Origin of the sequence: uncultured Methanospirillum sp. (assembly GCF_963668415.2) — an archaeon.
In the GTDB taxonomy this organism is placed as follows: domain Archaea; phylum Halobacteriota; class Methanomicrobia; order Methanomicrobiales; family Methanospirillaceae; genus Methanospirillum.
In genome coordinates, this window is the sequence record NZ_CAXXDL010000001.1 from 3301114 (window position 1) to 3324572 (window position 23459).

The following is a 23459-nucleotide window of genomic DNA, read 5'->3' on the forward strand; positions in this document are numbered from 1 at the left end:
TCAGAGACTTTATGGTGTTCGGAGAGTCAGATAAGGAAAATTTATGATCACTTTTTAGTGTAATCGTCCCTGCCCGCCTGCAGATAATTGTGTTTTCTCAGGAACTGCAGGATCTTTTCTGACTCAACCCACCGCTTATCGAGTTTGTCGATCAGGTGATTAATAGCCTGTACCTGTGTAAGTACGGGACCTGCGATAGACTCCTCAAGTTCATCAACGACGAGCGTAATAACCGTAAGTGGATTCTTGATCCCATCATTCAGGGTTGCCAGTTCGGCAAGGTTCTTCTCGATCTGCTGGATCATCCTGCCACGTTCTTCCTCATACTTTCGTTTCTGGGTGATATCTTCAATGATTGTCAGCCCTACCCGCTGCTCACCGATTAGAAAGAGCACACAGGTGACAAAGACGGGTATGACCTTATCATCAACTGACGTCAGGTCCATCTCTATGGTACATATCTCCCCTGCGTCAGACTGTGTTGCTTCGCCGAGGTTTAATTCTTCAACATTAAGGTACTTGCCTAGAATATCTTGATCAGTAAGAATATCAGAGAGCGATCTTCCGATTAACTTCTCTGCCTGAATATTCATGTCTAGAATCTTCCCAGGTTCGCCTTCGGGAAACAGTTCGAAGAGGATCAGTCCGTGGGAGACATTGGCAAAGACCTGACGATATTTTTGCTCGCTGATCTGGCTGGCGATCTCTGCCTTCTTCCGATCAGTCACATCAATGATCTGGGTCAGGTACCAGTTCACTCCCTCGATTGAAGGATGGGGAACAGGACTCACTATCATGCGGAGATGACCGGTCCCTATCCGTGAAGAAGGAAACTTGAATCTGGATCTCATGAGATCATAATCAACAGTAAGGTCGGTATCCACCGACCTTCCGTTCATGATCGCTCTCCGCTCTTCTGTAGTAAGCAGCGGGTGATCGAACAGGCTGTCAGAGTTGAGCACACTAGCATCTGAAACGCCGAATATGGAGATCGCAGCAGAGTTTGCATCATTTAAATGTCCATCCTGATCATAGACCATAATAGCGATCGGTGAGAGATAGAAGAGACTCTTAAACTTCTGCTGACTCTCCTTCAGTTCATACTCTGCATGTCTCCTCTCGGTGATATCTATGGCTGTCCCAAAAAGGGCTGCTGGTTGCTCGTTGATATCTCTGATCAGAACAATGTTGATATTCAGCCAGATTAGCAAGCCGTCTATTTTCCTGAGTTGAATCTCACGGTTCTCCAGTGATGATTCCTCCAATAATGATTCGACGATCTCCTTTCCCTCTTCAGGGCTGACAAATAGATCCCTGGGTATGTTCTGCACTGACTGCCTGAGTTGTTCAGGGCTTTCATACCCCAACATGGATGCAAAAGCAGGGTTCACAGAGAGGAACTGCCCTTCCGGACTGCTCTGAAAGAGTCCGATATTGGCACTATCAAAGATCAGTCTGTACACGGATTGCTGTTCTAGTGAGTCCTTTCCTGCAAGGATGATCTCAGTCCTGTCATGGGCAGTCCCCTCCATACCGGTTACAACCCCTTTGTCAGAGATGATCAGATGGGCATGGATCGAAGCAAATGTGATAGAACCATCTTTTCTTTTTAAGGCAATGGTATGGTTTTGTATCTGATAATTATCAAATAGAATTGCCCTGAGTGCAGGTCGTTCATCCGGGTTCTGAAAAAGGTCAGCAATTCGCACACCGATAAGTTCATCACAGTTTGAATATCCTAGCATCCTGGCAGCACTCGGGCTGACCATCTCTAGAATGCCGTTAGGATCTGCCCTGAAGTAAGCATCCTCAAGATTATTGATGATCTGATGATATGACTTATCTTTTTGTTTTACCAGTTTTTGGGCATTTTCTGCATGTCTAATATAATATGAGAGTCCGATCCCAGTAAGGCCAGTAAACACCATCATCACAAACGCTATCAGGCTAAGAAAGGTTCCCAGTGTTGAGATTCCCTGCTGATAAATATCACGTGGATATGTTACTCCAAATACCACCTGTTGACCACTCTGTTTATCTGGTATTTTCAGATACGCAGAGATCTCAAAGTTACTGGCTGTTATTACTCGAATCTCCGGACTCTGACTATTCCCTGGAAATAGTTCCCGTCCGGTTATTTCTGGTATGATCTCGATCCTTTTCTTTAATGCAAGTGAAACTTCATTCAGGAATGGGTCATTAAAATATCTCCCCATCACAAGAGTTCCGACCGGTGATTTATTTTGTGTATGATATATGATTGGGATACATGTGAGGACCCCTGAAACATCTTCATTTGAGAATACGAACTTCTTTTTTTCTGGTATTACATCCTTCCCATCAGGAGAGAGATTGTCATGAGGGAGGTAAATCTGTAGATCTGGGTTTATCAGTTCACCTTTTTCCGGCGGCATCGAGAGATCTATGTAGTAGAATGGAGTTCCTTTAAGGTCAAAAAAGCCTACGAAATTGATACCCATCTTTCTGAATGTCTCATCACTGATCTCTGCCTCTACAAATTGTGGGTATTTTCCCTCGATATATCTGGCCGTTGCATCCCATTCTCCATAATCAACAGCTGTGTTCTCCAGTGTCTTCATCGAATTATTCAAGGCATCCTGAAACCGTTGTATCCTGCTATTCATCTCATTCTCTTCAAAGGTCTGGTAAGTCCCGACTATAATGATTGATAGAAATGCAGCTATTGAAGAGAAGAGGACGATAAATAAGACAATTGAAGTAATGAGGATAATCCGCGTCTTCTTGAATTCACGATACTCCGGATCTATCATGGTAGAATGTGATCAGTACCTGAATGTTTCTGTTCAGTGCGGTGTCAGACTCTCTCATCATATAGCCTGATTCAGTAAATGCATCCTCAATTCTGGATGAAAACCTCATGTACTCTTCGGGTTTTTATCCATAATATCAGGTAATCCGGGTTGATTTTTAATAAAGATTTCCCTCACCGAGTGCAGACAAAAAGAGATCAAAGGCAGAAAATATTCATCTCGTCATGAGAGAATAGGTGATGTATGAAACTCTCTGGATTTGCATTTCTGTCAGTATTGACCATGATGCTATTTTTCTCATGTGTCAGTGCCCAGAGTTCAGATACAACCGGTTCGTTTGAGTTTACCGGAACGGTGGTACACCAGGATCTTGAAGGTGGGTTCTTCGGGATCATCACTGACACAGGAGATACACTGCTTCCAACCAATCTCCCAGGTCAGTACGAAGTTGATGGTCTCCGGATATCAGGGACTGCTACTCCACAGACTGACATGGTCTCTGCCAACATGTGGGGAACTCTGGTCTCTGTGGAGGATGTCTCACCACTGAATGGAGGCGGTAAGGATGAACTGGCCTGGTACCAGGCTGTGAGCACGGAGAAGACCGCACCTGATGATCAGATCTTCAGGGTACTGGGCAGGGTAGCAGCAGACCTGCAAAAGAGACTGGATACCATCGACGGGCAGTTGGCTGATGTTGCGGCGAATATGAGTGGCAAAGAGTATTCAAAAGAGAACCAGACCATTCTACTGTCTTCGCTGGTTGAAAGCACGGCTGGTAATCAGACCGGAGTGTATGAATCTTCAATTCTGGATAAGTCCGGCCACATTATAGCAGTGTACCCAGATGCATATATGCCCTCAATTGGAACTGATCTCTCCAGACAACCACATATTGCTCGTGTACTCTCCTACCCTGCTCCAGGTATGAGTACATACCTGAAGACTATTGAGGGGAAGGATGCTGTCATTATCACATACCCTGTCTTGTCAAAGCAGAAGGCCGTTACCAGTTATGTCTCTTCACTGGTTTCTCCATCCGTGCTCATCTCCCCTGATACAATGGAATATCTTAAAGAGTCTGGATATTCACTCATGGTAGAACAGCCTGAAGGAACAATCCTCTCGGAGAGTGAGTCTGACCAGGTTGGGCGCTCTGCCTGGAATGATCCGGAATTTAATGCTTCCCCTTCATTACTCAAGACAGCAGTGCATCTGCAGAATGCCAGAGCCGGATATGATACATATTCAGGACTTAAAAATCAGGAAGTTCAGGTTGCATGGACCACCGTGACACTCCATGGAATACCATGGAGAGTCGCGGTTATGAATCCCTGATCTCGTTTTTTCTTTTTCGCTCTATTACAGGTTGGATGGAGTCAGGCATATTTCATGAGTCGCCTGATGTAGATCCGTGCCCAGAGATACCCGACAATTCCTCCGAGGATATCACCTATGACGATCCCGTACCAGACTCCGTGTTCTCCGAACCCGAATACAACACCAAGCAGGTATGCCGCAGACGCCATGAAGACCATATTCCTGAGTAGGTTCAGGATCAGGGATGACAGACCCCGTCCGGTCCCCTGGAATATGGATGAGGACATGATTCCTGGTGGAACAAACGGGTAAAAGATACACATTGTTGCAAGAAACGCAGCTATAGCAGGGGCAAGGTGTGCACCTTCTGATGTGTAGGTGAAGATGAATGAAATCTGTGAGGCGAAGAGCCAGGTGATAATACTGATGATGATTGCGATTCCCACACCGAGCAGGATTGAAAAGTTGTGAATTACCGGGAACTTTTCGTAGTGTCGCCCTCCGTATGCTGCACCGGTTACTGAAACGACCGAGGTTGAGATGGCCACAAGAGGGATGATTGCAAAGAAAACAACCCTCCATCCAGCTGTATAAACTGCAACCGCATCGGTACTTGCAACCATTACCAACATTGCATTGATGAAGATTGCAAGAAGTGACATTAAGAAGAACTCGCAACTCGCGGGCAGTCCAACTGCCAGCATGTCTTTCACATTCCTGGTCTCCCTGACGTTAACATTCCACGACAGGTTCACATATGTATCCCGTTTGATAAAAAACCAGTAAAGAAGAACCACTGTGACAAGCAGAAGAGATATGATCATCCCCCACGCAGCACCCGCGATACCCATCTTCATGTAATAGATCAGGATTGGATCAAGGATGATGTTCAGGATCGATGAGGCTCCCATCACATACATCGTCCGTTTGGTGTCACCTTCTGCTCTGAGGATTGCATACGCGATATTTGTGAAGAGGATGAGAATTGTTCCTGCAAAGACGATATTCCCATATTCGATTGCTAGGTCAACGGTCTTTCCTGCACCGAAGAGAATCATCAGCGGGCGTGCCAGAGCAATCAGAAGTACAGTGATGATCACCGAGATGCCGAGTATCATCAGGATTGCCTGTACAGCCGCACCGTTTGCACCATCCCGGTCCCCAGCCCCGATCCTCCTGGCAATTACTGATGTTACCCCGGCCCCGAGCCCGTTTCCTAGGCCGATAAGAACCATAAAGAGGGGAGTGATGAATCCTACCGCTGCAAGAGCATCAGAACCAAGACCCGCTACCCAGACTGCATTCACCAGGTTATAGGTCGACATCAACAGCATTGCTACGATCATCGGAATAGAAAGTTTGAGGATCGCAACCTTGGGATCTCCTTTTAGCAGGTTTACACCCACGGTATTTTCAGGCATACTCATGCACACTCACCTCCTGTACAACATGAGACATAATCCTCTCCGATCTCTCTGACTCCTCTGATACTGGATCCTGCTGCTTTCAGGAGGAGATCCCTGAATTGGGAACTCTCATTGCCGATAAAAGACGCAGATACCGTGCCCTCCCATTCGGCATCTATCCGAATCAGTTCAGGTATGATGGAGATTCCTTTTTCTGAAAGAAAGAGTCTTACTGCACGCCTGTTTTCAGGATCGATCGTTCTGATAACATAGTCTGCGTCCTCAAGTTTCCTGACAGATCGTGCAATCGTTCCTCTGTCTATATGAAAATGTCGTGCAAGTGTCTCCTGTGTTACGTTCTGATGGTTCATAAGATACATCAGGATCGGGAACTGGCCGCAGGAGAGATCAAGGGCTCGCAGATGATGGTTCAGAAAAACGGACTGGTTTCTGAAGATGATGGATGTTAATGCCCCTATTGGAATATCATGGGGCAGAAGAGGTGTCTCTGTCACCTTTACAGGTCGGTGCTTTTCTTATATATTGTTGTCACTGCAATAGTTCGCAATATAAAATATTGTCTGAACAATGATGGGCGTGTGATAGTTACCCGGAGATCTCTGTTGTCACCAGCTTCGATCTGCCATTTTCCGGATAACTGATGTATGCAACTTTTTTGTCAGATACTGTGGGCCATGCATCATTACCGGTATCAGTTGTGATCCTGAACTCAGAGCCTGATGACAGATTATACCCGTAGATGTCCCATTGCCTGTTACGCTCGTCTGTCCAGACGATGATATCACCGGAGATTGCAGGGAGCCACTGTCGTGCAGGATCGGTTGTGATCTGAACCTGCTTTTTGGTTGTCAGGTTCTCTGCAATGATGTCAAAGTTTCCTCGTCTGTTTGACTGCCAGACCGCCCATCCATCTGATACTGATGGAAACCAGTCGGACGATGTTGAGTTTGTGATCTCAATCTCCTGGTTTTCAGGGATGTTATACGCATAGATGTCCCCTTCAGATTTGGGACCTCGTCTCCAATCTTCCCAGACTACCCAGTCTCCGTCGATATCAGGTTGCCACTGAACATCAGGCGCTATGCAGATCATCTGTTCTTTTCCTGTAGATATGTTGAATATTGCAGTATCCTGAGACCCGTTCCTCTCAGTAATGTATACAATCCTGTCACCAGATATGTGGGGTGTGGTCTCCCGATCAGAAAGGTTAGTGATCTGTGTGAGACTTCCTGTAGTAAGATTTTTCAGATAAATATTCCAGTACCCAAAACGCTTGTCCTGCCAGACAGCACGGTCTTTGTCAATATCTGGTCTGTACTGATTGGCCTCATGGTCAGAGAGATCCCACTGTTCTCCTGAAGAGGTGTTGATAAGTAGCACATCTGCATTATTCATCGTTGTCCTGCTCTCAAAGATGACCTGGTCATGATACAACCTGGGAAAAACCGGCCCATCCTTGTCTTCTCCAGTTTCCTGACCTGAACTCTGAATTATTAGGAGTATGACAATCACCGCTAATCCTACAAAAACAACCAACATGTGGACCCGTTTCGGATTTGTTCTGCTCATTGTAGGTTACCTGGGGATTATCTCACCTGGTTTAGACCCTGAAAATTGTTTGTTCCCCTGCAGTCTGAAACACGGTCTTCATATCAGTCTTGATCATATATCGGTTATGGATAATTCCCAGTCAGGTTGTGCGGTGCGATACCCACTTCCGGGTCCTGGGATCCTTATTGCCCTCTCATCGAGCGGATGGCTCGGACTGCTCTCACTCATTACCTTTGGGGCAGATGAAGGTTATACATTTCTCGGAATAATCGCAATAACTCTGTTCTTCAAATATGCCCTGATCACCGGGCTTGGCAGATATACACTCGCAACTGGAAAGGATATCTTTGTAGGGATTGCCGAGACTCCCGGGCCAAAAAACTGGGCAGTCTGGCTGCTCAATGGTGTCTATTATCTGGAGATTTTTATGCTTGGTTTCTCGTCGCTTGCGATGGCCAGGCTTCTGACCGAACTGGTTCATGTGAGTATTCCGCCGATTGCCTTCGTGTTTGTGATTTTTGGAACTATTTTTCTTCTTGTATCAGTCAACTCGTACTGGTTCTTCAGAAAGTTCCTGATGGGTGCCATCGGTATCATCATGGTTGGCCTTTGTGCAATGCTCTTTGCCATGCCACTCTCGGGGCATGATGTGATCTTTCTGAAACTCCTCGATCTGAGCACCTTTATGAGTGTGTACGAGTCCTCGATCATTATGAGTAGTGTGGGCTCAGGGTTCTCACTCCTCTTCTACTCTGTCTGGCTTGTCAACCATCTCAAGGGATCGTCGGTACCTGGTAACAGGAGAGAGTTTCTCGGGCAGATCAAACTTGATGCTGCACTTGGCATGGCTTCGCTCTTTCTGCTCTGCATCCTGTACCTCTCTGTTGGGTACGTGTTCCTGTATGAACACGGACTTGGAGCACCTGAATCTGATCTGACACTTGAAATCGTGCTGATGGTCACCAATCTGGGTTTCTTTGGCAATGGTATCTTTGTTGTCGTCTGTTTTGTTGCCCTGTTCTGTAGTATGCTTGGGGGTGTGTATGGCAGATCGAGGGTGCTACAGGTTACCCTTCCCCGATCTATTCCCGGGTTTGTGATGACCAGAAAGGTGTACCTTGCAACAGTTCTGGTTCTGGTCTCCTCTGCATTTGTCTCCCAGTTCTTCTGGTCGATGGAACTCACTCGTAGTTTTGTGTCAGTACGGCTCCTCCTTTTCAGCCTCATAGTTCTGATTCTTATTTGGATCGATCGCCGCCTGCAACCTGATGATCGGGGATCGGTATGGTGGTACATGATCATGGCAATCGGTGCAGGTGTATCATTCCTGATAGGATTGAACCTGCTATCCTGGTTGGTTTAATAACCTCGTAATTCTGCAGAAAATGAAGTGTCAGAGATCCTCAACGGATCAGGGTTATTCCTGCTCTTTCCAGGCTGCATACTTCTCCTGTTCGAGCAGTGTGTCAAGGATAACGAGGGCGGCCATAGTTTCTGCAACCGGAACGATCCTGATTGCTATGCAGGGATCATGTCTGCCTCCGACAGTGATAGACCTTTGATTTCCTGTCTTGTCAATCGTGTTCTGTGGCTTACAGATGGATGCCGTAGGTTTTACTGCAAGCCGAATTGTGATATCCTGCCCACTTGAGATCCCGCCCAGGATCCCGCCTGCATTGTTGGAAAGGTATTCTTCTGGTGTCATCGGGTCATTGTGCTCAGATCCCAGCATCCCGGATGCTGCAAATCCTGATCCAATCTCGATCCCTTTCACACCGCCGATACCCATGAGTGCTCCGGCAAGGAGAGCATCGAGTTTTCCGAAGACCGGATCTCCCAGCCCGGACTGGCAGCCAGAGATGGTAAGGCTTACGATTCCTCCTACTGAGTCTCCCTTATCCCTGGCCTCTTTGATCTCCTTCTCAAAGAGTGCAGGATCTGACTCGCCATGAATTTCGACGATCCTTCCAGCAATTGAGATCTTCCTCTTCTTCAGGCAGATTGCAGCTATCGCCCCGGCTGCGACCCGTCCGGCCGTCTCCCGCCCTGAGGATCGTCCGCCTCCGCGGTGATCCCTTATTCCGTACTTCTCAAAGAACGTCCTGTCTGCATGACCTGGTCTGAAAACTTCGCGGAGCTCGTCATAATCAGACGACTTGGCCGACTCATTTCTTATCAGAAGCCCGATCGGAGTGCCGAGGGTCTTTCCTTCAAAGACGCCGGAGAGGATCTCAACGAGATCTGATTCACGGCGGGGTGTAACAAGGTCAGAGGTACCGGGTTTTCTCCGGTCAAGAAATAACTGGATATCTGCAGTAGAGATCTCCACTCCTGGTGGGCATCCGTCAACGATTGCCCCGATGGCGGCGCCATGGCTCTCTCCGAACGTCGTCACCCTGAATGATCTGCCAAATGTGTTCAGAGTAACCATCTCCGCACGGTGTCTGCCGGGACATCGATCCCTGTCAGCACTTTAAACTGCTCAATCAACTGGTGAATAAACATTTCAGTTCCCGGGATGATGCTGCATCCTTTCTCAAGTGCTCCCCGCAGAAGAGGTGTCTCAGCAGGGGTGTAAACCAGGTCAAACACATACATGTCAGGTGTAAGCGATGACACAGGGACGGGTGTCATATTCGATGCAGATCTGTGTGACTTCATTCCTACCGATGTAGCGTTGATAACTAGATCCGGGTGATATTTCACAAAGTCGCTGATTGCCCCGGTCTCAACACCAAAGTGTTTTCCCATCTCAAGCGCTCGTTCGACTGTTCGATTGAGGATGACTGGAGTAAATCCTCTCATTGAGGCTGCATACACGGCCGAGGCTGCAGCGCCTCCTGCCCCGAGAATGACAGCAACATCACCATCCACACCTTCGAGCGGACGATAAATGCCTTTCCAGTCCGTGTTATACCCATACCGCTTCCCTCCAAGCAGGAGGATTGTATTTACCTTTCCAATGACTGTTGCATCGTGCTTTATCTCATCCAGCAACGGAATTACCGTTTCTTTATGGGGAATAGTAACACTCAACCCTCTGACTCCTGCTCTTTCTGCTGCAAGGATCAATCGTGCCGGGTCCGGGCATTCGAACCAGGTGTACCGTGCAGGAATATTCAGCTCCTGAAAGAGCCTGTTCCAGATGGGAGGAGAGAGACTGTGCATACAGGGATTTCCCAGGATTCCATACAGCCTGATCGTAGGATCAGATACGGTGGCTAAGAGAGGTTTATGTGCTACAGCTGGGATCGGAGTGGTGAGCACCCAGTTTACGAGTTTATGGCGTGCATTGATCTCATCTGAAAAATGCTTACCCGGCCTTATTATCTGCAGGATCTCAGAGGCAGCCTGTTTTGGTGTTTTCCCGGTCGAGTCGTAGACAATATCTGCCGCTGCCCGGTAGAATGGCTGCCGCTCTTCAAGGGTTGTATGGATCTCCTCTTCAATGGAGAGTCCTGTGAGAGAAGGGCGGGAGGTTCCAGCAATCCTTTTTGCGATCATCTCCTCGCTGCTTGTGAGAAGGATGACCTGACTCTTTCTCCTGAGAGCCCTGATATTCTCCTGCCTGAGAACTGCACCGCCGCCAGTACTGATCACGACAGGTGTATCAGTAAGCCTGTCTATGATTCGGGATTCAATCGCACGAAATTCTTCTTCACCACCATTGTCGCCATTGGTTGCGAAGATCTCAGGGATGGTTCTGCCTTCTGTCTCCTCGATCAGGGTATCGATATCGATATGGTCAAACTTGAGTGTTGCAGCAATGTTGCGTCCGATGCTGCTCTTTCCCGTTCCACGATACCCTATCAGCACGATCCTGCGGTCTTCCATACTGATCTGAACTCCTCCCAGAAATCAGGATATGATTTTGTTACGCATCCGGCATCAAGGATGGTGACATTACCTATTGCCGTTCCAAGTATGGCAAAACTCATCGCGGTCCTGTGGTCACGTTCGGGATGAATTATCCCGCCAGTGAGTTTCCCGGGCGAGATGACGATCTCATCATCGTCTGCCTCACACCTGATACCAAGCTCCTTCAGACCCTTAACAATTGCTGCGATCCGATCGCTCTCTTTTGCCCTGAGATGATGGATGCCGGTGATCCGGGTTGGTGTCTCTGCAACAGCTGCGACGACAGCAAGAGTCTGAACAACGTCCGGACAGTCTGCCATATCGACATCAACACCGGAGAGTGGTCCGTTACATGAGACCATGACCATAGTATCTCCGGTTTCACCGTCATGATTCCAGGTGATCGTACATCCCATCTGCTTGAGGATATCAAGAAGACGCCTGTCTCCCTGGTCTGACTCCTGTGTAAGCCCTTCAACTGTGACGCTGCCTCTTGTTACTGCCGCGAGTGCGAACCAGTATGATGAGGAAGAGTAGTCACCTTCGACTGTATATGATACCGGTTTGTATCCCATACCCGCATGGATCTTCCAGGACAGAGGGCTATGACCTATCAGATCTGGTGTTACCCCGAAGAGAGACATCATGCCTGTGGTGATCCTGATGTATGGTTCCGAGACAACCGGGCCGACAAGGGAGATTGTGGCATCCTTTTCTGCATATGGCGATGCTATCAGCAGCGATGAGATGAACTGGCTTGAGATGCTTCCATCTGCCTGGATATCTCCTCCTTCAAGCGTACCGTCTATGATTAGTGGGGGACATCCCTGGGTTTGCAGGTACGAGATGGATGCCCCGGCGTTGTTGAGTGCATCAACCAGCGGACCGATCGGTCTCTCCTGCATTCGTGCACTTCCTGTCATAGTGACGGGACCGTCTGCGAGCAGGCATACAGCGGTAAGCAGTCGCATACTTGTCCCTGAATCACCAATATCTATCGCTGAACCCGGTGCTTGGAGCATTCCTCCGGTTCCGTATACTGTGATCAAACCATGCTCCCACACAATCCTGACTCCGAGCGCTGCAAGTGCACGTGCAGTAATTCTGGTGTCGTCTGCGTCAAGCTGCCCCTTAATTAAGGATACCCCCTCTGCTAGTGCGGCGATGATCAGAGCACGGTGTGTGAAACTCTTTGATGGGGGTGCCCTGACCCTGGCATGAACCGGGCCGCACCTCCCGATGTGCATATCCATTACACACCTTCCGATGTCTGATGCCACCTGCGGTAACAACCGAGGAGCTTTACCGGGGCAAGCTGTTGCAACTCTGCTGCCGCTTCACACCACCTGCCATCACACTGGATGTCAAGAAAGAAGACATAGGTCCCCATACTCCGTTTGGATGGTCGTGATTCGATTCGGGTGAGGTTCACCCCATCCCGTTTGAACGGTGTGAGTAGATCATAGAGGAGCCCTGCCCTGTTCTCATCAGGATCGATGATCATACTACATTTCTCCGGACTTCCACCTGTATTTTCAGATCTGGTATGTTGTGCCCGTGAGGACTCTGAATCTCCCGGAAGTATCTGCACAAACCTGGTGATGTTGCAGGCATTGTTCTCGATATTGGTTCTGATGAGTGGTATCTTGTGCCGGGCTGCCAGCCGTTCTGAAATGATCGCAGCAGATCCAAGATCATCTTTCTGGGCAATGGCACTGGCTGCGTTGCTCTCGGTGTGAATCACCGGAACGTTCAGATCTTCGATCACCCTGCTGCATTGCTCGTGGCTCTGAGGATGGGCGTATATCCTGGAGATCTGCCCTTTCGTCCCTGCCAGGCAGTGATGAATCGGGAGGTAAGACTCGAGCGTGATCATAACCGGGAACTGCATCAGACAGTCGAGTGTCGAGGTGACTCCGCCTGCCTCGCTGTTCTCAAGCGGAACCAGTCCTGGTGTTCCGGTCCTGACCACTTCTGCAAAAACCCTGCCGATGGTAGGGACGAGCACAATCTCATCAGCTCCGATAAGGGTGGCCATCTCATGTGAAAATGTTCCTTCAGGTCCGAGAGTGATGACTTTCATTCCTTCACCATTGCTGCGATGAGACGGTCTGTCATATCAAGAGAGCGGCTGCAGTACTCCCCAAACCATCTACGATCGGTAAGGAAAAGATTAGCAAACGCATCAGTATCCTCTGACTCGATGACCTGCTTCAGGTTTCCGGCTGCCTCACAACAGGTGTCAAGTACATTGGCAACCTCGGGATTCTGGCTCAAAATGTCTGCGTACAGCATCGGGTCCTGTGCCAGGATCCTTCCTGCAACAGAAGTTTCGATCCGGTAGATCGGGCTCATGAAAAGTTCGGTCTCTTCGGGCGTAATACCGAGTCGTCGCATCGTCTCTGCCATCACGAGTGCCTTGAAATGGGTCAGACCCTGAATCACGGCCATCATCCTGTCATGGTGTTCTGGCGTGGTAACAGTCACCCGTGCCCCCTGACTCGAAAAAAGATCTGAGAGCATCCTGACCTGCTCATCTTTACATCGCCCTGGAGTGATGACGATCGTCTGCCCCTGAAGTGAGTCTGCAGTCGGACCGAACATCGGATGCATCCCGATGACATCGGCATCACTTTCCATCATCGCACTAACCGGGCCGGACTTGAGTGATGTCAGATCGCTGACAATCTGCCCCTCCTTTAGGAGGGGGGCGATCTCCCTGATCACCTGAATAGTGGAATGGATCGGTACTGAAACAATCAGAAGATCGGATCCAGCCGCGAGGTCCTTGTTTGTGACTGGTGTTGTCCGTCCACTAACCCTGACATCGTGACCGGCCCGGGTGAATACACGGGCAAAGAACGCCCCCATCTGTCCGGTTCCGCCGATGATCCCGACCTTCATCACTTCTCCAGGATCGTCTCGTTGACAGCCATCCCAAAGTGCCTTCCCGCCGTATCGAGGGCACCGAGTACGACATCACCTGGATTGAGTGCTGCAACAGAAATCGCAGAACCGTCAGGTTTTGCAAGCCGTATGGTCTCTGCATTCTGAAGGATGATGGTAACCTCTGCTCCTTTGTGTTCTGCCTCTATGAGGAGGAGCGGACGCTGTTCTATCTTCACTCTTCCGACGGTAGCCTCTCGGCAGGAGCCTTTTGCTCCGTTCACCATGACCCGATCTCCTGCCTTGAGATCTGCAAGATAGGCAGTTCTCCCGTCAGCAAGCTTCAGGTACGCGTGCACTGCTCCTGCATTCACCCTGAACGGACGGGGAGCCACGTACGGGTTTTCCAGCGTCTCTGCATGGACCAGGAAGAAGCCTGATGATGTATTTCCGACAAGCATCCCTTCACCGTCGGTCATCAGAGAGCATGTATCAACACAGACCCGGTCTCCCATCCCGGCAGGTGTTATTGCGGTAATCGTCAGGGGAAGCAGGTCCTGCGTGCATCCGTGTCCCTGAACAACTTTGGTTACATCGCGAATTACTGCCGGGTCTTCAGTCTGAAGCAGAACACCGGCAACCCCTTTTTCCAGAATGCCAAGTGCCAGTTCTGCTTCATGCACATTTTTCACAACCGCGATAACCGAGTCCGCTACTGCAACCAGGTTTTCGAGAGGAATGACGGTCCAGTCTGGCGTGTGGACGATCACCGGCATCCGCTTTGCGGTCTCCATTGCCTGATCCTGATCCTCGGTGCTCCTGATTGTGATCTCTGTGATATCCTTTCCCGGAATCAGGTCTCCGTCAGGTGCGATTGTAGTTATTCGTCCGAGTTCTCTGACCTGTGCCGCTGAATCTGTCATGATCCCGTCTGCACCAGACTCAAGGGCTGTGATTGCAAGCTCTTTGTTCCATGGTCTGACATCGACGATGACCTGTTTCATCAGAGTTCCTCCGGCTTTGCTTTCCCGTGAACAACCTTGCAGACCTTGCTAACAAACACTGCGGTATCATCACGCTGGAAGGCGTTCCTGCCCATACATACTCCCGCACAATTTGCGATATGGGTGGCACCGCTGATGATCTTCAGAGTCTCAATGTCACCTGCCTTCTCTCCGCCTGCGATAAAAACCGGTATTGAGCTTGCCTCAACGATCTTTCTGAAGCTTTCAACATCACCAGTGTAGTTTGTTTTGACCATATCTGCCCCAAGTTCTTCGGCAACCCTTACCGCATGCCCTACGTGCCTGGGATCTGTCGGATTGATGCCGTTTCCACGTGGGTACACCATCGCAAGGAGCGGAACACCCCACCTGTTACAGTCGCGGACAACCATCCCTGCATCCTCGATCATCTTGGACTCCTGCTGTGCTCCGAGATTGATATGGATCGAGACTGCATCGGCTCCAAGAGAGATGGCCTCTTCGACCGTGCAGGTGAGGACCTTGTCGTTTGGATCAGGGTTCATACTTGTTCCGGTTGACAGGTGGATGATGAGCCCGATATCCCGCCCATGACGGCGGTGTCCTGCCTTGACCAGACCTTTGTGCAGGATGATGGCGTTAGCCCCACCATCAGAAACGGCTGCAATGGTCTCGCTCATCTGCAGAAGCCCGTCGATCTGGCCAAGTGTCATCCCGTGATCCATCGGGATGATGACGGATTTTCCTGTGTTCCTGTCCATGATCCGTTCCATCCGGATCTGCTTGCCGATCATGTTACACACCCTTCAGGATCTCAAGTGCTTCATGTGCACTCTTTCCTTCATGTACAATAAGGGCGCAGGCTCGTACGAACTGGGCAGGATCAGCATGCTGGAATGCATTTCTGCCGATTGATATCCCTGCTGCTCCTCCTTCCATTGCACCCTCAATAAGTTCGAGCGTGATGATATCGTCGGTCTTGGATCCTCCTGCAACCACGACCGGAACCGGACATCCACGTGTCACCTCGCGGAACGTGTCCGGATCTCCGGTGTAGTTGGTCTTGACGATATCAACACCGAGCTCGGCGGCAACCCTGGCTGCAAGTCTGACATGCTCAACTGCATGCTCATCCTTGATGTTCTTGCCCCTCGGGTACATCATTGCGAGGAGTGGCATTCCCCACTCCATGCACTCGATCGAGACACGTCCAAGGTCGGCAAGCATCTGCGATTCAGAGTCTGCTCCGATGTTTACGTGAATAGAAACAGCATCGGCACCCATCTTGATCGCGTTGGTCACCGAGTTTACGAGGACCTTCTCGTTAGGGTCAGGTCCGATGGCTGTCGAGGCTGACAGGTGCAGGATAAGACCTACGTCATGCCCACGCTGCCTGTGTCCATAGAGGGACAGGCCGATATGTCCGAGTACTGCATTCGCTCCACCTTCTGCCACCGCGTTGACCGCATCCGGGAACTCGATCAGCCCTTCGATGGGACCCAGGGATACCCCATGATCCATTGGGACAATAATCGTCTTTCTCGTGTTGCGGTTCATGATACGTTCCAGTCTGATATCTTTACCTCTCATAATCGATCACCATGATATGGTACAGGCGATCGTGCCTAGTACCAAAAATACGTAAAATAGCGAAAACCGCTAAACGGCCAAAAAGAATGATGCCAGACACCTGCTGACAGGAGAGCGCAGAAACTCTCTGACAGTCCGGATGACATCGTAGAAAGGCAGTCGGATACTCCGCTCAAACAGGCTTCCTGAGGCCCTGCAGAGATCCGATCGCTCTTCATTACCAGAAGGTCGCTGCGAAGAATATAAAAATATTTCTCACATAATGCCATGTCATAGCATGGCACGAATAAATTAAAGCGATTACTGGAGTATTTTCAAATCCACGCATGATTGCCCTTGAAAAAAAGGTGAATTATCTTTTTACTTTCTTGATCTTGATGACGTCGCCCATCGTGGTGGTCATCCTGGACTGATGAATATCAAGTGATTCTAGTGAAGAATCCTCTATCAGTTTGATATCGAGTTCCTTCTCGATCTTCCTCCGTACAGCCTCTTCAGGGATAAGTTCCCCTTTCTCGATCTTTTTGATAAGGAGTTCCTTCTCCATCATCGCGAGTGCGAGATCCTTTTGGGAAAGTCCGAGTTTCAACCTCGCAGTCTTTATACGGTCTGCATAATCTTCCACCAGGTCACCGCCAAGTTGATCAAAAAGATCCCGGGAACGACGTGCCTGGGGAGCCTGAGCCTGTGTAAACCCGGTTTGTCTTCCGGCCGGGGCGGCAGGTGATTTTACAGCACCCTGCACTTCTGTCCCATATCTGGCACAGTTACTGCAGACTGAAAGTTCGGCCCCTTCAATCCGAACCCGCTTCAAAGGGCCTTTACTATCTGCCCCACACATTTCACACTGCATATTTCGCAATCATCATATAGTCATTTTCCCCTATATAACTAATCAGACGGATGTCAGAGACTGGCCGCCAATCAGACGACCCGAAAACGCCCGAGGAGCTTTACCGGTACCTCGTTGAGCGTGTAGCAGGGATGGAGTCGCAGAACCAGGAGCTGAAGGAGCAGATTCGTCAGTTGGAATCTGATAAGCGTTATATCGAGACCCAGAAGATCCGGTATGAACGTGAGGTCAGAAAACTGAAGAGCGAGGTTGAACACCTCAAGACTCCGCCCCTGATTGTTGGGACGATCACTGATGTAATAGATTCTGGACGCGTAGTGGTCAGGTCAAGCGCCGGACCACGGTTCCTTGTCCGGGTCTCACAGTCGGTGGATACTGAGCAGATGAAAGCCGGGGTCAGATGTACTCTGAACCAGCAATCCCTGGCGATCGTTGAATTACTGCCAAGCAGTTATGACTCGCAGGTCTACGGGATGGAGGTTGTAGAACTGCCGGGGGAGACATACGAGGACATCGGAGGGCTTGAAAAACAGATAACCGAGATCAGGGAGGCAGTGGAGCTGCCGATGACTCGCCCTGAACTCTTTGCCAACATCGGGATCACTCCGCCAAAGGGAGTACTACTCTACGGTCCGCCCGGTACTGGGAAAACGTTGCTTGCAAAAGCAGTAGCCCACGAAACCCACGCAGCATTCCTGCATACAGTTGGATCTGAATTAGTACAGAAGTACATTGGTGAAGGGGCACGACTGGTTCGTGAACTCTTCGATCTTGCCAAGGAGAAAGCACCCTCTATCGTGTTTATCGACGAGATAGATGCGATTGGGGCATCACGCACCGAGGCTATGACCTCTGGTGACCGCGAGGTCCAGCGGACACTGATGCAACTCCTTGCAGCAATGGACGGGTTTGAGCAGCGGGGAGATGTCAAGATCATCGGTGCAACCAACCGGATTGACATCCTTGATGCAGCCCTGCTGAGGCCGGGGCGGTTTGACAGGATCATTGAGATTCCGCTTCCTGATACTGAAGGCAGATTTGCCATCCTTCAGGTCCATACCAGAGCCATGAACATCGACTCTGATGTTGACATGATGGAGGTTGCACGCCTTACAGAAGGGCGGAACGGTGCTGATCTCAACGCCATCTGCATGGAGGCTGGAATGTTTGCCATCAGACAGGAGCATACGAAGGTTAGCCAGAATGATTTCATGATGGCACTGAGCAAATTCAGGTATGACTTTGAGCGTGAATCCCGCCAGCCGACAACCAGTGTGATGTTTGCCTGAATACCATCACCCATTTGTTCTCCAATTTGGAGGACTTCTCATGAAGTGCTCTAAAAAACTCAATTGAACTCTTTTTCTGAGTGTTCCATTATTATCTGCGGGCCGTTTGCTCATCACAAACTTTTATGTTCTCTGATTGCTGGGTGTTGAAGACACTACGCAGAGCTAGGATGGATTAGAAAAAAGATTCAGACCTGATGACTGGTTTACCTACCTGACTGCCAGAGATTGTATTGTCCATGTGGAACACTTATTTCAAACCGTGCTCCTCCACCTGGCACTCCATTCTCGGTAATGGAACAGTCAGTGATTGAAAGGATCTCCCTGACAAGAAAGAGACCAAGACCGGTATTATTTCCATACCCCTTATTAAATATCCTGTTTTTGTCTTCAGGTGCGACACCGATTCCGTCATCTTCAACTATCCATCTCATGGAATCATCTCCGAGGTAATAGTAAGACCTGATTGTTGCAGCCGTTTTTCCATACCTCATGGTGTTATCAAACAGGTTGTAGAGGGCACGTTCAAGCATCGGATCGGCAAATATCCGGGCCCCGTCCAGTTCGTTTACAAACTTCACAGAAGCTCCCGGAATTTGTGTCTTCACCTGCTCCATGAGTGCATGTAACTCGTACCACTGTGGTTTTTGAAGCCCGATATTCTGGTAGACAGAGGTGAACTCGATCTGTTCGTTTATCATTCGCGTGGCTTCTTTTAGCTTCCCAAGATACTCTGCCTTAAACTCATCTCCATCAATATCTTCTGCCAGTGAGAGGTATCCGGTGAGAACTGATAGTTGATTCTTGATATCGTGTCTGGTTATTCCTGATAAGAGCTGAAGTTTCTGGTTGGATTTATGAATGATCCGTGTGGCTACTGTCTGTTCATGAACGTCATGAAGTGTTACCAGCTTACCAATCTGGATACCGCTATTATTGATGACCGGAATGCATTCCATCTCATAGAACCGTGGTGAGCCATTCACTGGTAACTCAACAGGAAGACCTGGTGAATCAGAGACTCCGTGGTTTTTTTCCAGCACTTCTTTGGTAAACGGGAATATCTTTGTGATACTTTCTCCCAAGTAGGATATATCACCTGATCTGCGATGCCTGAGTGCAGCAGGATTTGCATCAACGATGATATCTTTGTTGTCCACCACAATCAGAGCGTCTTTCAGGTTTTTCAATAACAGGCTGTGGGCAACCGGGGTAAGATTCAAAAACTGAAAAAAATATGATGAGATAAAAAGGCCAACAGCGGTGATAAAGAACACGATAGGGGTAAAATCGATCCCTTTCACCGACCAGAGCCCTGACACGTACAGAACATTGAAGAAGAAGGGTATCAGACATACGATGAAGATGATCAGCAGTTGTTTTCGGTAAATTGGTTTTGCGTAGATGAGTTCAGCTGCAAGGATTCCTATTCCGCTGAGGATGAGGATGTATGAATAGATCGTATGAATCCAGAATAAGGGGCCGTGCGTGTATGCGGGGTATGTAAGACCGTCTATGATATCAACTGATATGGATGTGTAATACAACTGATGTAGAGGGTTTGTGAGAACAAAAATCTCAACAATGGCAGGAACGATGAATAATAACCAGGCTCTTCTGCCCTCTATCCAGGCATCCCTACCGGTATAGGTGATGATAAAAAGCAGCCAGGCAACGGGTACGAGTACAATCCCCGGGTATTCACAAACAACCGCAATGTAACGGGCAGCCGGGTCAAGGAGTGAGTACTCAAAGATACTACCGATGAGCCAGATGGTAACCCCTGCCATGAGAAGCGTAAATGGCCTGGAACCAGGGATGTGTAGGTTCTTGTAACTGTATACTCCGAGAGCTCCGCACATTATCGCAGAAAATATTAATGGAACTACAAAGGGTGAGTTCTGGATAAGCATGTGCCAAACCTGTTGTTTGATCGATTTAGTGGTCTCTGGATAATACGGTTAGTTCAGATCAGATATGGAAACACTTCCTGCGTCATGACTTCGAAGGGCTCCATCCCGGAAGTCGGGTTTCATGCTTAATTCACTAAGCATCGGAACCCGGAGCATGTGATAGTAAAATATCCTGCATCCAGTACTCCAGATCTCAAAGTGCGGTCTGGTAATCTCTTTCGTCCTATCTGGATTAAGGTATCTTCAGCGTCTGTTTTTGACAACCAGATCTCTACCTTGTCCTAAAGACCTGAAAGGGTAATCCGACTTACACTATCTCGAACTCAGGTTTAGTACACCAGATCTCAAGCAGGTATCCGCATGTGATATCTGCATCATCATGCTTTGTATCTTCTTCCCCGGGTTCTGAAGTCTGGTATAACATCTCTTCGATGTTCCATTCCTCTTTTCTGACCCTGATCACTTTTCCCAGGTTCTCTACCCAATAGACGAGTTTGAACGGCCAGTCTTCTGATACATCATCATCTCTGCTTAAGTACCTGCTTCGCGTCAGGGCTGCAGTATAATACACTCCGGGTTTGATCTGAAAAAGGTGATCAGATGTGTATTTCTTGAGAAAATATCTGAGATCTGAAGCAAGTGAGAGGGCACCGGCAAGGGTTGAGACCGGGATGTATACTCCGATGGATAGTCCCACCGGGCCATAAAACCTGATTGCATCCCAGGCAGTCTCTGATTCCCTGAGGGATCGAAGAAGTGGGATTCCGGGTTTGCTGATGAGGAGAAGGTTCATGCAAAAAAAGAAAGGTCAGGTGTACATCCGGGAGTCTGAGCGGGGTTCCTCCCGCCTGACCTTTACAACAGCTTCATGAATATCGTCACCGGTGACTGCCCATGCATCCCTGCGGACAGCAAACATACCTGCTTCACGACAGGTCGCCTGCAGCTGGGCACCGGTGAATCCCTCGGTCTCCGTTGCAATAGTATTCAGATCAACACCACCGTCAAGTGTCATCCTTCTGGTGTGGATCTTCAGGATCTCAAGCCTGGCCTTTGTATCAGGAAGTGGCACCTGGATGATACGATCGAACCGGCCCGGTCTGAGCAGGGCTGCATCAAGCATGTCGACCCTATTCGTTGCAGCCATGATCCTGACATCACCCCTGTTGTCGAATCCATCCATCTCTGCAAGAAGCTGCATCAGAGTCCGTTGCACCTCTGCACTCCCGGATGTCCCGTCATTGGTCCTGGTCGTGCCGATTGCATCGATCTCATCGATGAAGACGATGGACGGTGCACGATCACGGGCGAGCGTGAAGAGTTCACGAACCATCTGTGCCCCTTCTCCGATGAACTTGTGGACCAGTTCGCTTCCTGACATCCGGATAAATGTGGCCTTTGCGTTGTGGGCAACTGCCTTTGCAACCAGTGTCTTCCCCGTTCCCGGAGGCCCGAATAGCAGGATACCCTTTGGTGGTTCAACACCGATTCGTTCAAAGACCTCTGGCTTGGTGAGGGGGTATTCGACAGCCTCACGTACCTCTTCAATCTCTGTGCTCAACCCTCCGACGAGTTCGAATGTCACATCTGGTGATTCTTCGAGCTCCATTACCCTGACCCTGGCATCGTATGTCTCTTCAAGGACTTTTACAATGGAGAGAGCATTATTTACTGCTACCTTGCATCCGGGTTTGACCTCTGGCTGGAGTTCTTCAGAGACGGTGGTGATATACTCCTGATTATTGCCCATCTGGCGGAGGTAAATCTCACCTGATGGGAAGATATCAACCACCACTGCTACAAACAGCGGCATCCGTTTGAGTTGGCTGTTCTCACGCTTCAGGACCACGTTCTCTTTGAAGAGTTCCTCGCTACGGATTGAGAGCTCAAGGTTCTGGGCTTCGAGTTCCTGCAGCCGGATCTGATAGGCCAGGGACTGATCCCGTATCACATTGTCCCGTGGTAGGGAGGAGTCGGGATAATCCATAATACTCATAAGTAGAGAGGATATGGTTTAATGGTTCTCTTTAGGGATTTTTTGAGGATTAGTAACCTGATGCGTAATAATACCCGTTCTCTTCTTTGATTGTGACAGGTATCCCGAAGAGATCACCAATGGCCGCACTGGTCATCACGTCCTCTTTCCTGCCATCACGGAAGACCTTTCCGTCTTTCATCATGATGACCCGGTTTATTTCCGGGATGATGTCATGAATCTGGTGAGTAACCAGTATGATTCCTATTCCGCTAATGGCAATCTGGCGAAGGTACCTGCGCAATGTATGGAGGGCCTGCAGATCAAGGCTGCTTGTCGGCTCGTCAAGGATGAGAACCCGGGGTTTATGAACAAGTGCCCGTCCGATCAAAAGCCGCCGGGCCTCCCCTGATGAGAGATCAGACATGTACCTGGTCATCAAGTGATCAATATCAAGAAAATGTGCAATCTCTTCTGTACGCTTTTCCATCTCACTGGTGACAACATGATTGAAGAGACCAACGCTGCTGAAGAACCCGGACAGCAGAACCTCTTTTCCTGTGATACTCTGGGTGAAGGTGAACTGGAGGTCATTTGACACGACACCGAAATGTGTCCTCAGGTCAAAGACGTGCCATTGTTCCTGTCCGAACATACTACAGGTATGTGGCTTTTCATCCTGCATCGGGTAGAGTTCCCGTAACAGCACTTTGATGAGTGTGGATTTTCCTGATCCATTTGGTCCCAGGATCGCCACATGTTCCCCGTCGGGTATTGTGAGACTGAACGAGTCAAGGACCCGTTTCTTTCCCCTGCAGATTGAGATGTTTCTGCAATCAAACAGGGGGGGACATATGATGATTTCAGTTGGTTTGGTCTGGGACATCTGTGTATCAGTACCTGAACTATTCTATTGGATCTTCTCCCATCTCTTGATTTTGTAAGTGCTCACCCAATGCCCGACAGCGCATCGTACCTGATGCAAAAATGGTTCTAATTTGGAATGTTGTTTCATCCGGATA

The 23459-nt window shown here is 49.1% G+C and carries 20 protein-coding genes; 3 read left to right on the forward strand and 17 right to left on the reverse strand.

Annotated features, from left to right (window positions below):
• Window positions 1-47: 47 nt before the first annotated feature.
• Complete coding sequence (locus ACHZA2_RS15515) at window positions 48-2792, reverse strand: PAS domain S-box protein (RefSeq protein ID WP_319580456.1); 2745 nt, start codon at window positions 2790-2792, stop codon at window positions 48-50.
• Between the two features lie 243 nt (window positions 2793-3035).
• On the opposite strand from ACHZA2_RS15515, the gene ACHZA2_RS15520 reads away from it, so the two are divergent.
• Window positions 3036-4130, forward strand: coding sequence for a cache domain-containing protein (locus tag ACHZA2_RS15520; protein WP_319580457.1), 1095 nt, complete (start codon window positions 3036-3038; stop codon window positions 4128-4130).
• Between the two features lie 41 nt (window positions 4131-4171).
• On the opposite strand, the gene ACHZA2_RS15525 is transcribed toward ACHZA2_RS15520, so the two are convergent.
• The 3 genes from ACHZA2_RS15525 to ACHZA2_RS15535 all read right to left on the reverse strand — a co-directional run bounded on the left by ACHZA2_RS15525 (window position 4172) and on the right by ACHZA2_RS15535 (window position 7108).
• Window positions 4172-5539 carry an MATE family efflux transporter gene (locus ACHZA2_RS15525; RefSeq protein ID WP_319580458.1) on the reverse strand — a complete coding sequence of 456 codons (1368 nt, stop codon included), beginning with the start codon at window positions 5537-5539 and terminating at the stop codon, window positions 4172-4174.
• Window positions 5536-6033, reverse strand: a complete 498-nt coding sequence (locus ACHZA2_RS15530) for a MarR family transcriptional regulator (RefSeq protein ID WP_319580459.1) — start codon at window positions 6031-6033, stop codon at window positions 5536-5538. The genes ACHZA2_RS15525 and ACHZA2_RS15530 overlap by 4 nt, the downstream gene beginning before the upstream one ends.
• Window positions 6034-6124: 91 nt before the next feature.
• Window positions 6125-7108 carry a hypothetical protein gene (locus ACHZA2_RS15535; protein ID WP_319580460.1) on the reverse strand — a complete coding sequence of 328 codons (984 nt, stop codon included), beginning with the start codon at window positions 7106-7108 and terminating at the stop codon, window positions 6125-6127.
• A 106-nt stretch (window positions 7109-7214) separates the two neighbouring features.
• Here ACHZA2_RS15535 and ACHZA2_RS15540 point away from each other — a divergent pair, with 106 nt between their 5' ends.
• The gene (locus ACHZA2_RS15540) at window positions 7215-8453 is read left to right on the forward strand and encodes a hypothetical protein (protein WP_319580461.1); all 1239 of its coding nucleotides are present in this window, start codon (window positions 7215-7217) and stop codon (window positions 8451-8453) included.
• A 54-nt stretch (window positions 8454-8507) separates the two neighbouring features.
• Here the strand turns inward: ACHZA2_RS15540 and ACHZA2_RS15545 are convergent, their stop codons facing one another.
• From ACHZA2_RS15545 to ACHZA2_RS15585, 9 genes are all read right to left on the reverse strand, one after another.
• Complete coding sequence (locus ACHZA2_RS15545) at window positions 8508-9512, reverse strand: chorismate synthase (RefSeq protein WP_319580976.1); 1005 nt, start codon at window positions 9510-9512, stop codon at window positions 8508-8510.
• Window positions 9509-10924, reverse strand: a complete 1416-nt coding sequence (locus ACHZA2_RS15550; RefSeq protein WP_319580462.1) for a shikimate kinase — start codon at window positions 10922-10924, stop codon at window positions 9509-9511. Before ACHZA2_RS15550 ends, ACHZA2_RS15545 begins: the two co-directional genes overlap by 4 nt.
• Complete coding sequence (aroA, locus tag ACHZA2_RS15555) at window positions 10900-12201, reverse strand: 3-phosphoshikimate 1-carboxyvinyltransferase (RefSeq protein ID WP_319580463.1); 1302 nt, start codon at window positions 12199-12201, stop codon at window positions 10900-10902. Before aroA ends, ACHZA2_RS15550 begins: the two co-directional genes overlap by 25 nt.
• Window positions 12201-13031 carry a prephenate dehydratase domain-containing protein gene (locus ACHZA2_RS15560; protein ID WP_319580464.1) on the reverse strand — a complete coding sequence of 277 codons (831 nt, stop codon included), beginning with the start codon at window positions 13029-13031 and terminating at the stop codon, window positions 12201-12203. Before ACHZA2_RS15560 ends, aroA begins: the two co-directional genes overlap by 1 nt.
• Window positions 13028-13852, reverse strand: a complete 825-nt coding sequence (locus ACHZA2_RS15565) for a prephenate dehydrogenase/arogenate dehydrogenase family protein (RefSeq protein ID WP_319580465.1) — start codon at window positions 13850-13852, stop codon at window positions 13028-13030. The genes ACHZA2_RS15560 and ACHZA2_RS15565 overlap by 4 nt, the downstream gene beginning before the upstream one ends.
• Complete coding sequence (locus tag ACHZA2_RS15570; RefSeq protein WP_319580466.1) at window positions 13852-14838, reverse strand: 3-dehydroquinate synthase II; 987 nt, start codon at window positions 14836-14838, stop codon at window positions 13852-13854. The genes ACHZA2_RS15565 and ACHZA2_RS15570 overlap by 1 nt, the downstream gene beginning before the upstream one ends.
• Window positions 14838-15611 carry a 2-amino-3,7-dideoxy-D-threo-hept-6-ulosonate synthase gene (locus ACHZA2_RS15575; RefSeq protein ID WP_319580467.1) on the reverse strand — a complete coding sequence of 258 codons (774 nt, stop codon included), beginning with the start codon at window positions 15609-15611 and terminating at the stop codon, window positions 14838-14840. Before ACHZA2_RS15575 ends, ACHZA2_RS15570 begins: the two co-directional genes overlap by 1 nt.
• A 1-nt stretch (window position 15612) precedes the next feature.
• The gene (locus tag ACHZA2_RS15580) at window positions 15613-16407 is read right to left on the reverse strand and encodes a 2-amino-3,7-dideoxy-D-threo-hept-6-ulosonate synthase (RefSeq protein ID WP_319537971.1); all 795 of its coding nucleotides are present in this window, start codon (window positions 16405-16407) and stop codon (window positions 15613-15615) included.
• Window positions 16408-16759: 352 nt separating this feature from the next.
• Entirely contained in the window at window positions 16760-17260 is a 501-nt protein-coding gene (locus ACHZA2_RS15585; RefSeq protein ID WP_319580468.1) for a multiprotein bridging factor aMBF1, read from the reverse strand.
• A 50-nt stretch (window positions 17261-17310) separates the two neighbouring features.
• On the opposite strand from ACHZA2_RS15585, the gene ACHZA2_RS15590 reads away from it, so the two are divergent.
• The gene (locus ACHZA2_RS15590; RefSeq protein ID WP_319580469.1) at window positions 17311-18549 is read left to right on the forward strand and encodes a proteasome-activating nucleotidase; all 1239 of its coding nucleotides are present in this window, start codon (window positions 17311-17313) and stop codon (window positions 18547-18549) included.
• Window positions 18550-18755: 206 nt separating this feature from the next.
• On the opposite strand, the gene ACHZA2_RS15595 is transcribed toward ACHZA2_RS15590, so the two are convergent.
• The 4 genes from ACHZA2_RS15595 to ACHZA2_RS15610 form a co-directional block, all read right to left on the reverse strand.
• Complete coding sequence (locus ACHZA2_RS15595) at window positions 18756-20462, reverse strand: histidine kinase N-terminal 7TM domain-containing protein (protein ID WP_319580470.1); 1707 nt, start codon at window positions 20460-20462, stop codon at window positions 18756-18758.
• Window positions 20463-20769: 307 nt separating this feature from the next.
• Window positions 20770-21255 carry a hypothetical protein gene (locus ACHZA2_RS15600; protein WP_319580471.1) on the reverse strand — a complete coding sequence of 162 codons (486 nt, stop codon included), beginning with the start codon at window positions 21253-21255 and terminating at the stop codon, window positions 20770-20772.
• Between the two features lie 15 nt (window positions 21256-21270).
• Window positions 21271-22449 (reverse strand): proteasome-activating nucleotidase, encoded by a 1179-nt coding sequence (locus ACHZA2_RS15605; protein WP_319537967.1) that lies wholly within the window; start codon window positions 22447-22449, stop codon window positions 21271-21273.
• 58 nt (window positions 22450-22507) lie between these two features.
• A complete protein-coding gene (locus tag ACHZA2_RS15610; protein WP_319537966.1) occupies window positions 22508-23323 on the reverse strand; it encodes an ATP-binding cassette domain-containing protein in 816 nt (271 codons plus the stop codon).
• Window positions 23324-23459: the final 136 nt, after the last annotated feature.

Excerpts from the sequence above, each read along its gene's own strand:
- ACHZA2_RS15515 (WP_319580456.1), bottom strand. The coding sequence starts at position 2,792 with ATGATAGATCCGGAGTATCGTGAATTCAAGAAGACGCGGATTATCCTC.
- ACHZA2_RS15520 (WP_319580457.1), top strand. The coding sequence starts at position 3,036 with ATGAAACTCTCTGGATTTGCATTTCTGTCAGTATTGACCATGATGCTA.
- ACHZA2_RS15525 (WP_319580458.1), bottom strand. The coding sequence starts at position 5,539 with ATGAGTATGCCTGAAAATACCGTGGGTGTAAACCTGCTAAAAGGAGAT.
- ACHZA2_RS15535 (WP_319580460.1), bottom strand. The coding sequence starts at position 7,108 with ATGAGCAGAACAAATCCGAAACGGGTCCACATGTTGGTTGTTTTTGTA.
- ACHZA2_RS15540 (WP_319580461.1), top strand. The coding sequence starts at position 7,215 with ATGGATAATTCCCAGTCAGGTTGTGCGGTGCGATACCCACTTCCGGGT.
- ACHZA2_RS15550 (WP_319580462.1), bottom strand. The coding sequence starts at position 10,924 with ATGGAAGACCGCAGGATCGTGCTGATAGGGTATCGTGGAACGGGAAAG.
- aroA (WP_319580463.1), bottom strand. The coding sequence starts at position 12,201 with ATGGATATGCACATCGGGAGGTGCGGCCCGGTTCATGCCAGGGTCAGG.
- ACHZA2_RS15560 (WP_319580464.1), bottom strand. The coding sequence starts at position 13,031 with ATGAAAGTCATCACTCTCGGACCTGAAGGAACATTTTCACATGAGATG.
- ACHZA2_RS15565 (WP_319580465.1), bottom strand. The coding sequence starts at position 13,852 with ATGAAGGTCGGGATCATCGGCGGAACCGGACAGATGGGGGCGTTCTTT.
- ACHZA2_RS15570 (WP_319580466.1), bottom strand. The coding sequence starts at position 14,838 with ATGAAACAGGTCATCGTCGATGTCAGACCATGGAACAAAGAGCTTGCA.
- ACHZA2_RS15575 (WP_319580467.1), bottom strand. The coding sequence starts at position 15,611 with ATGATCGGCAAGCAGATCCGGATGGAACGGATCATGGACAGGAACACA.
- ACHZA2_RS15580 (WP_319537971.1), bottom strand. The coding sequence starts at position 16,407 with ATGAGAGGTAAAGATATCAGACTGGAACGTATCATGAACCGCAACACG.
- ACHZA2_RS15585 (WP_319580468.1), bottom strand. The coding sequence starts at position 17,260 with ATGCAGTGTGAAATGTGTGGGGCAGATAGTAAAGGCCCTTTGAAGCGG.
- ACHZA2_RS15590 (WP_319580469.1), top strand. The coding sequence starts at position 17,311 with ATGTCAGAGACTGGCCGCCAATCAGACGACCCGAAAACGCCCGAGGAG.
- ACHZA2_RS15595 (WP_319580470.1), bottom strand. The coding sequence starts at position 20,462 with ATGCTTATCCAGAACTCACCCTTTGTAGTTCCATTAATATTTTCTGCG.
- ACHZA2_RS15600 (WP_319580471.1), bottom strand. The coding sequence starts at position 21,255 with ATGAACCTTCTCCTCATCAGCAAACCCGGAATCCCACTTCTTCGATCC.
- ACHZA2_RS15605 (WP_319537967.1), bottom strand. The coding sequence starts at position 22,449 with ATGGATTATCCCGACTCCTCCCTACCACGGGACAATGTGATACGGGAT.
- ACHZA2_RS15610 (WP_319537966.1), bottom strand. The coding sequence starts at position 23,323 with ATGTCCCAGACCAAACCAACTGAAATCATCATATGTCCCCCCCTGTTT.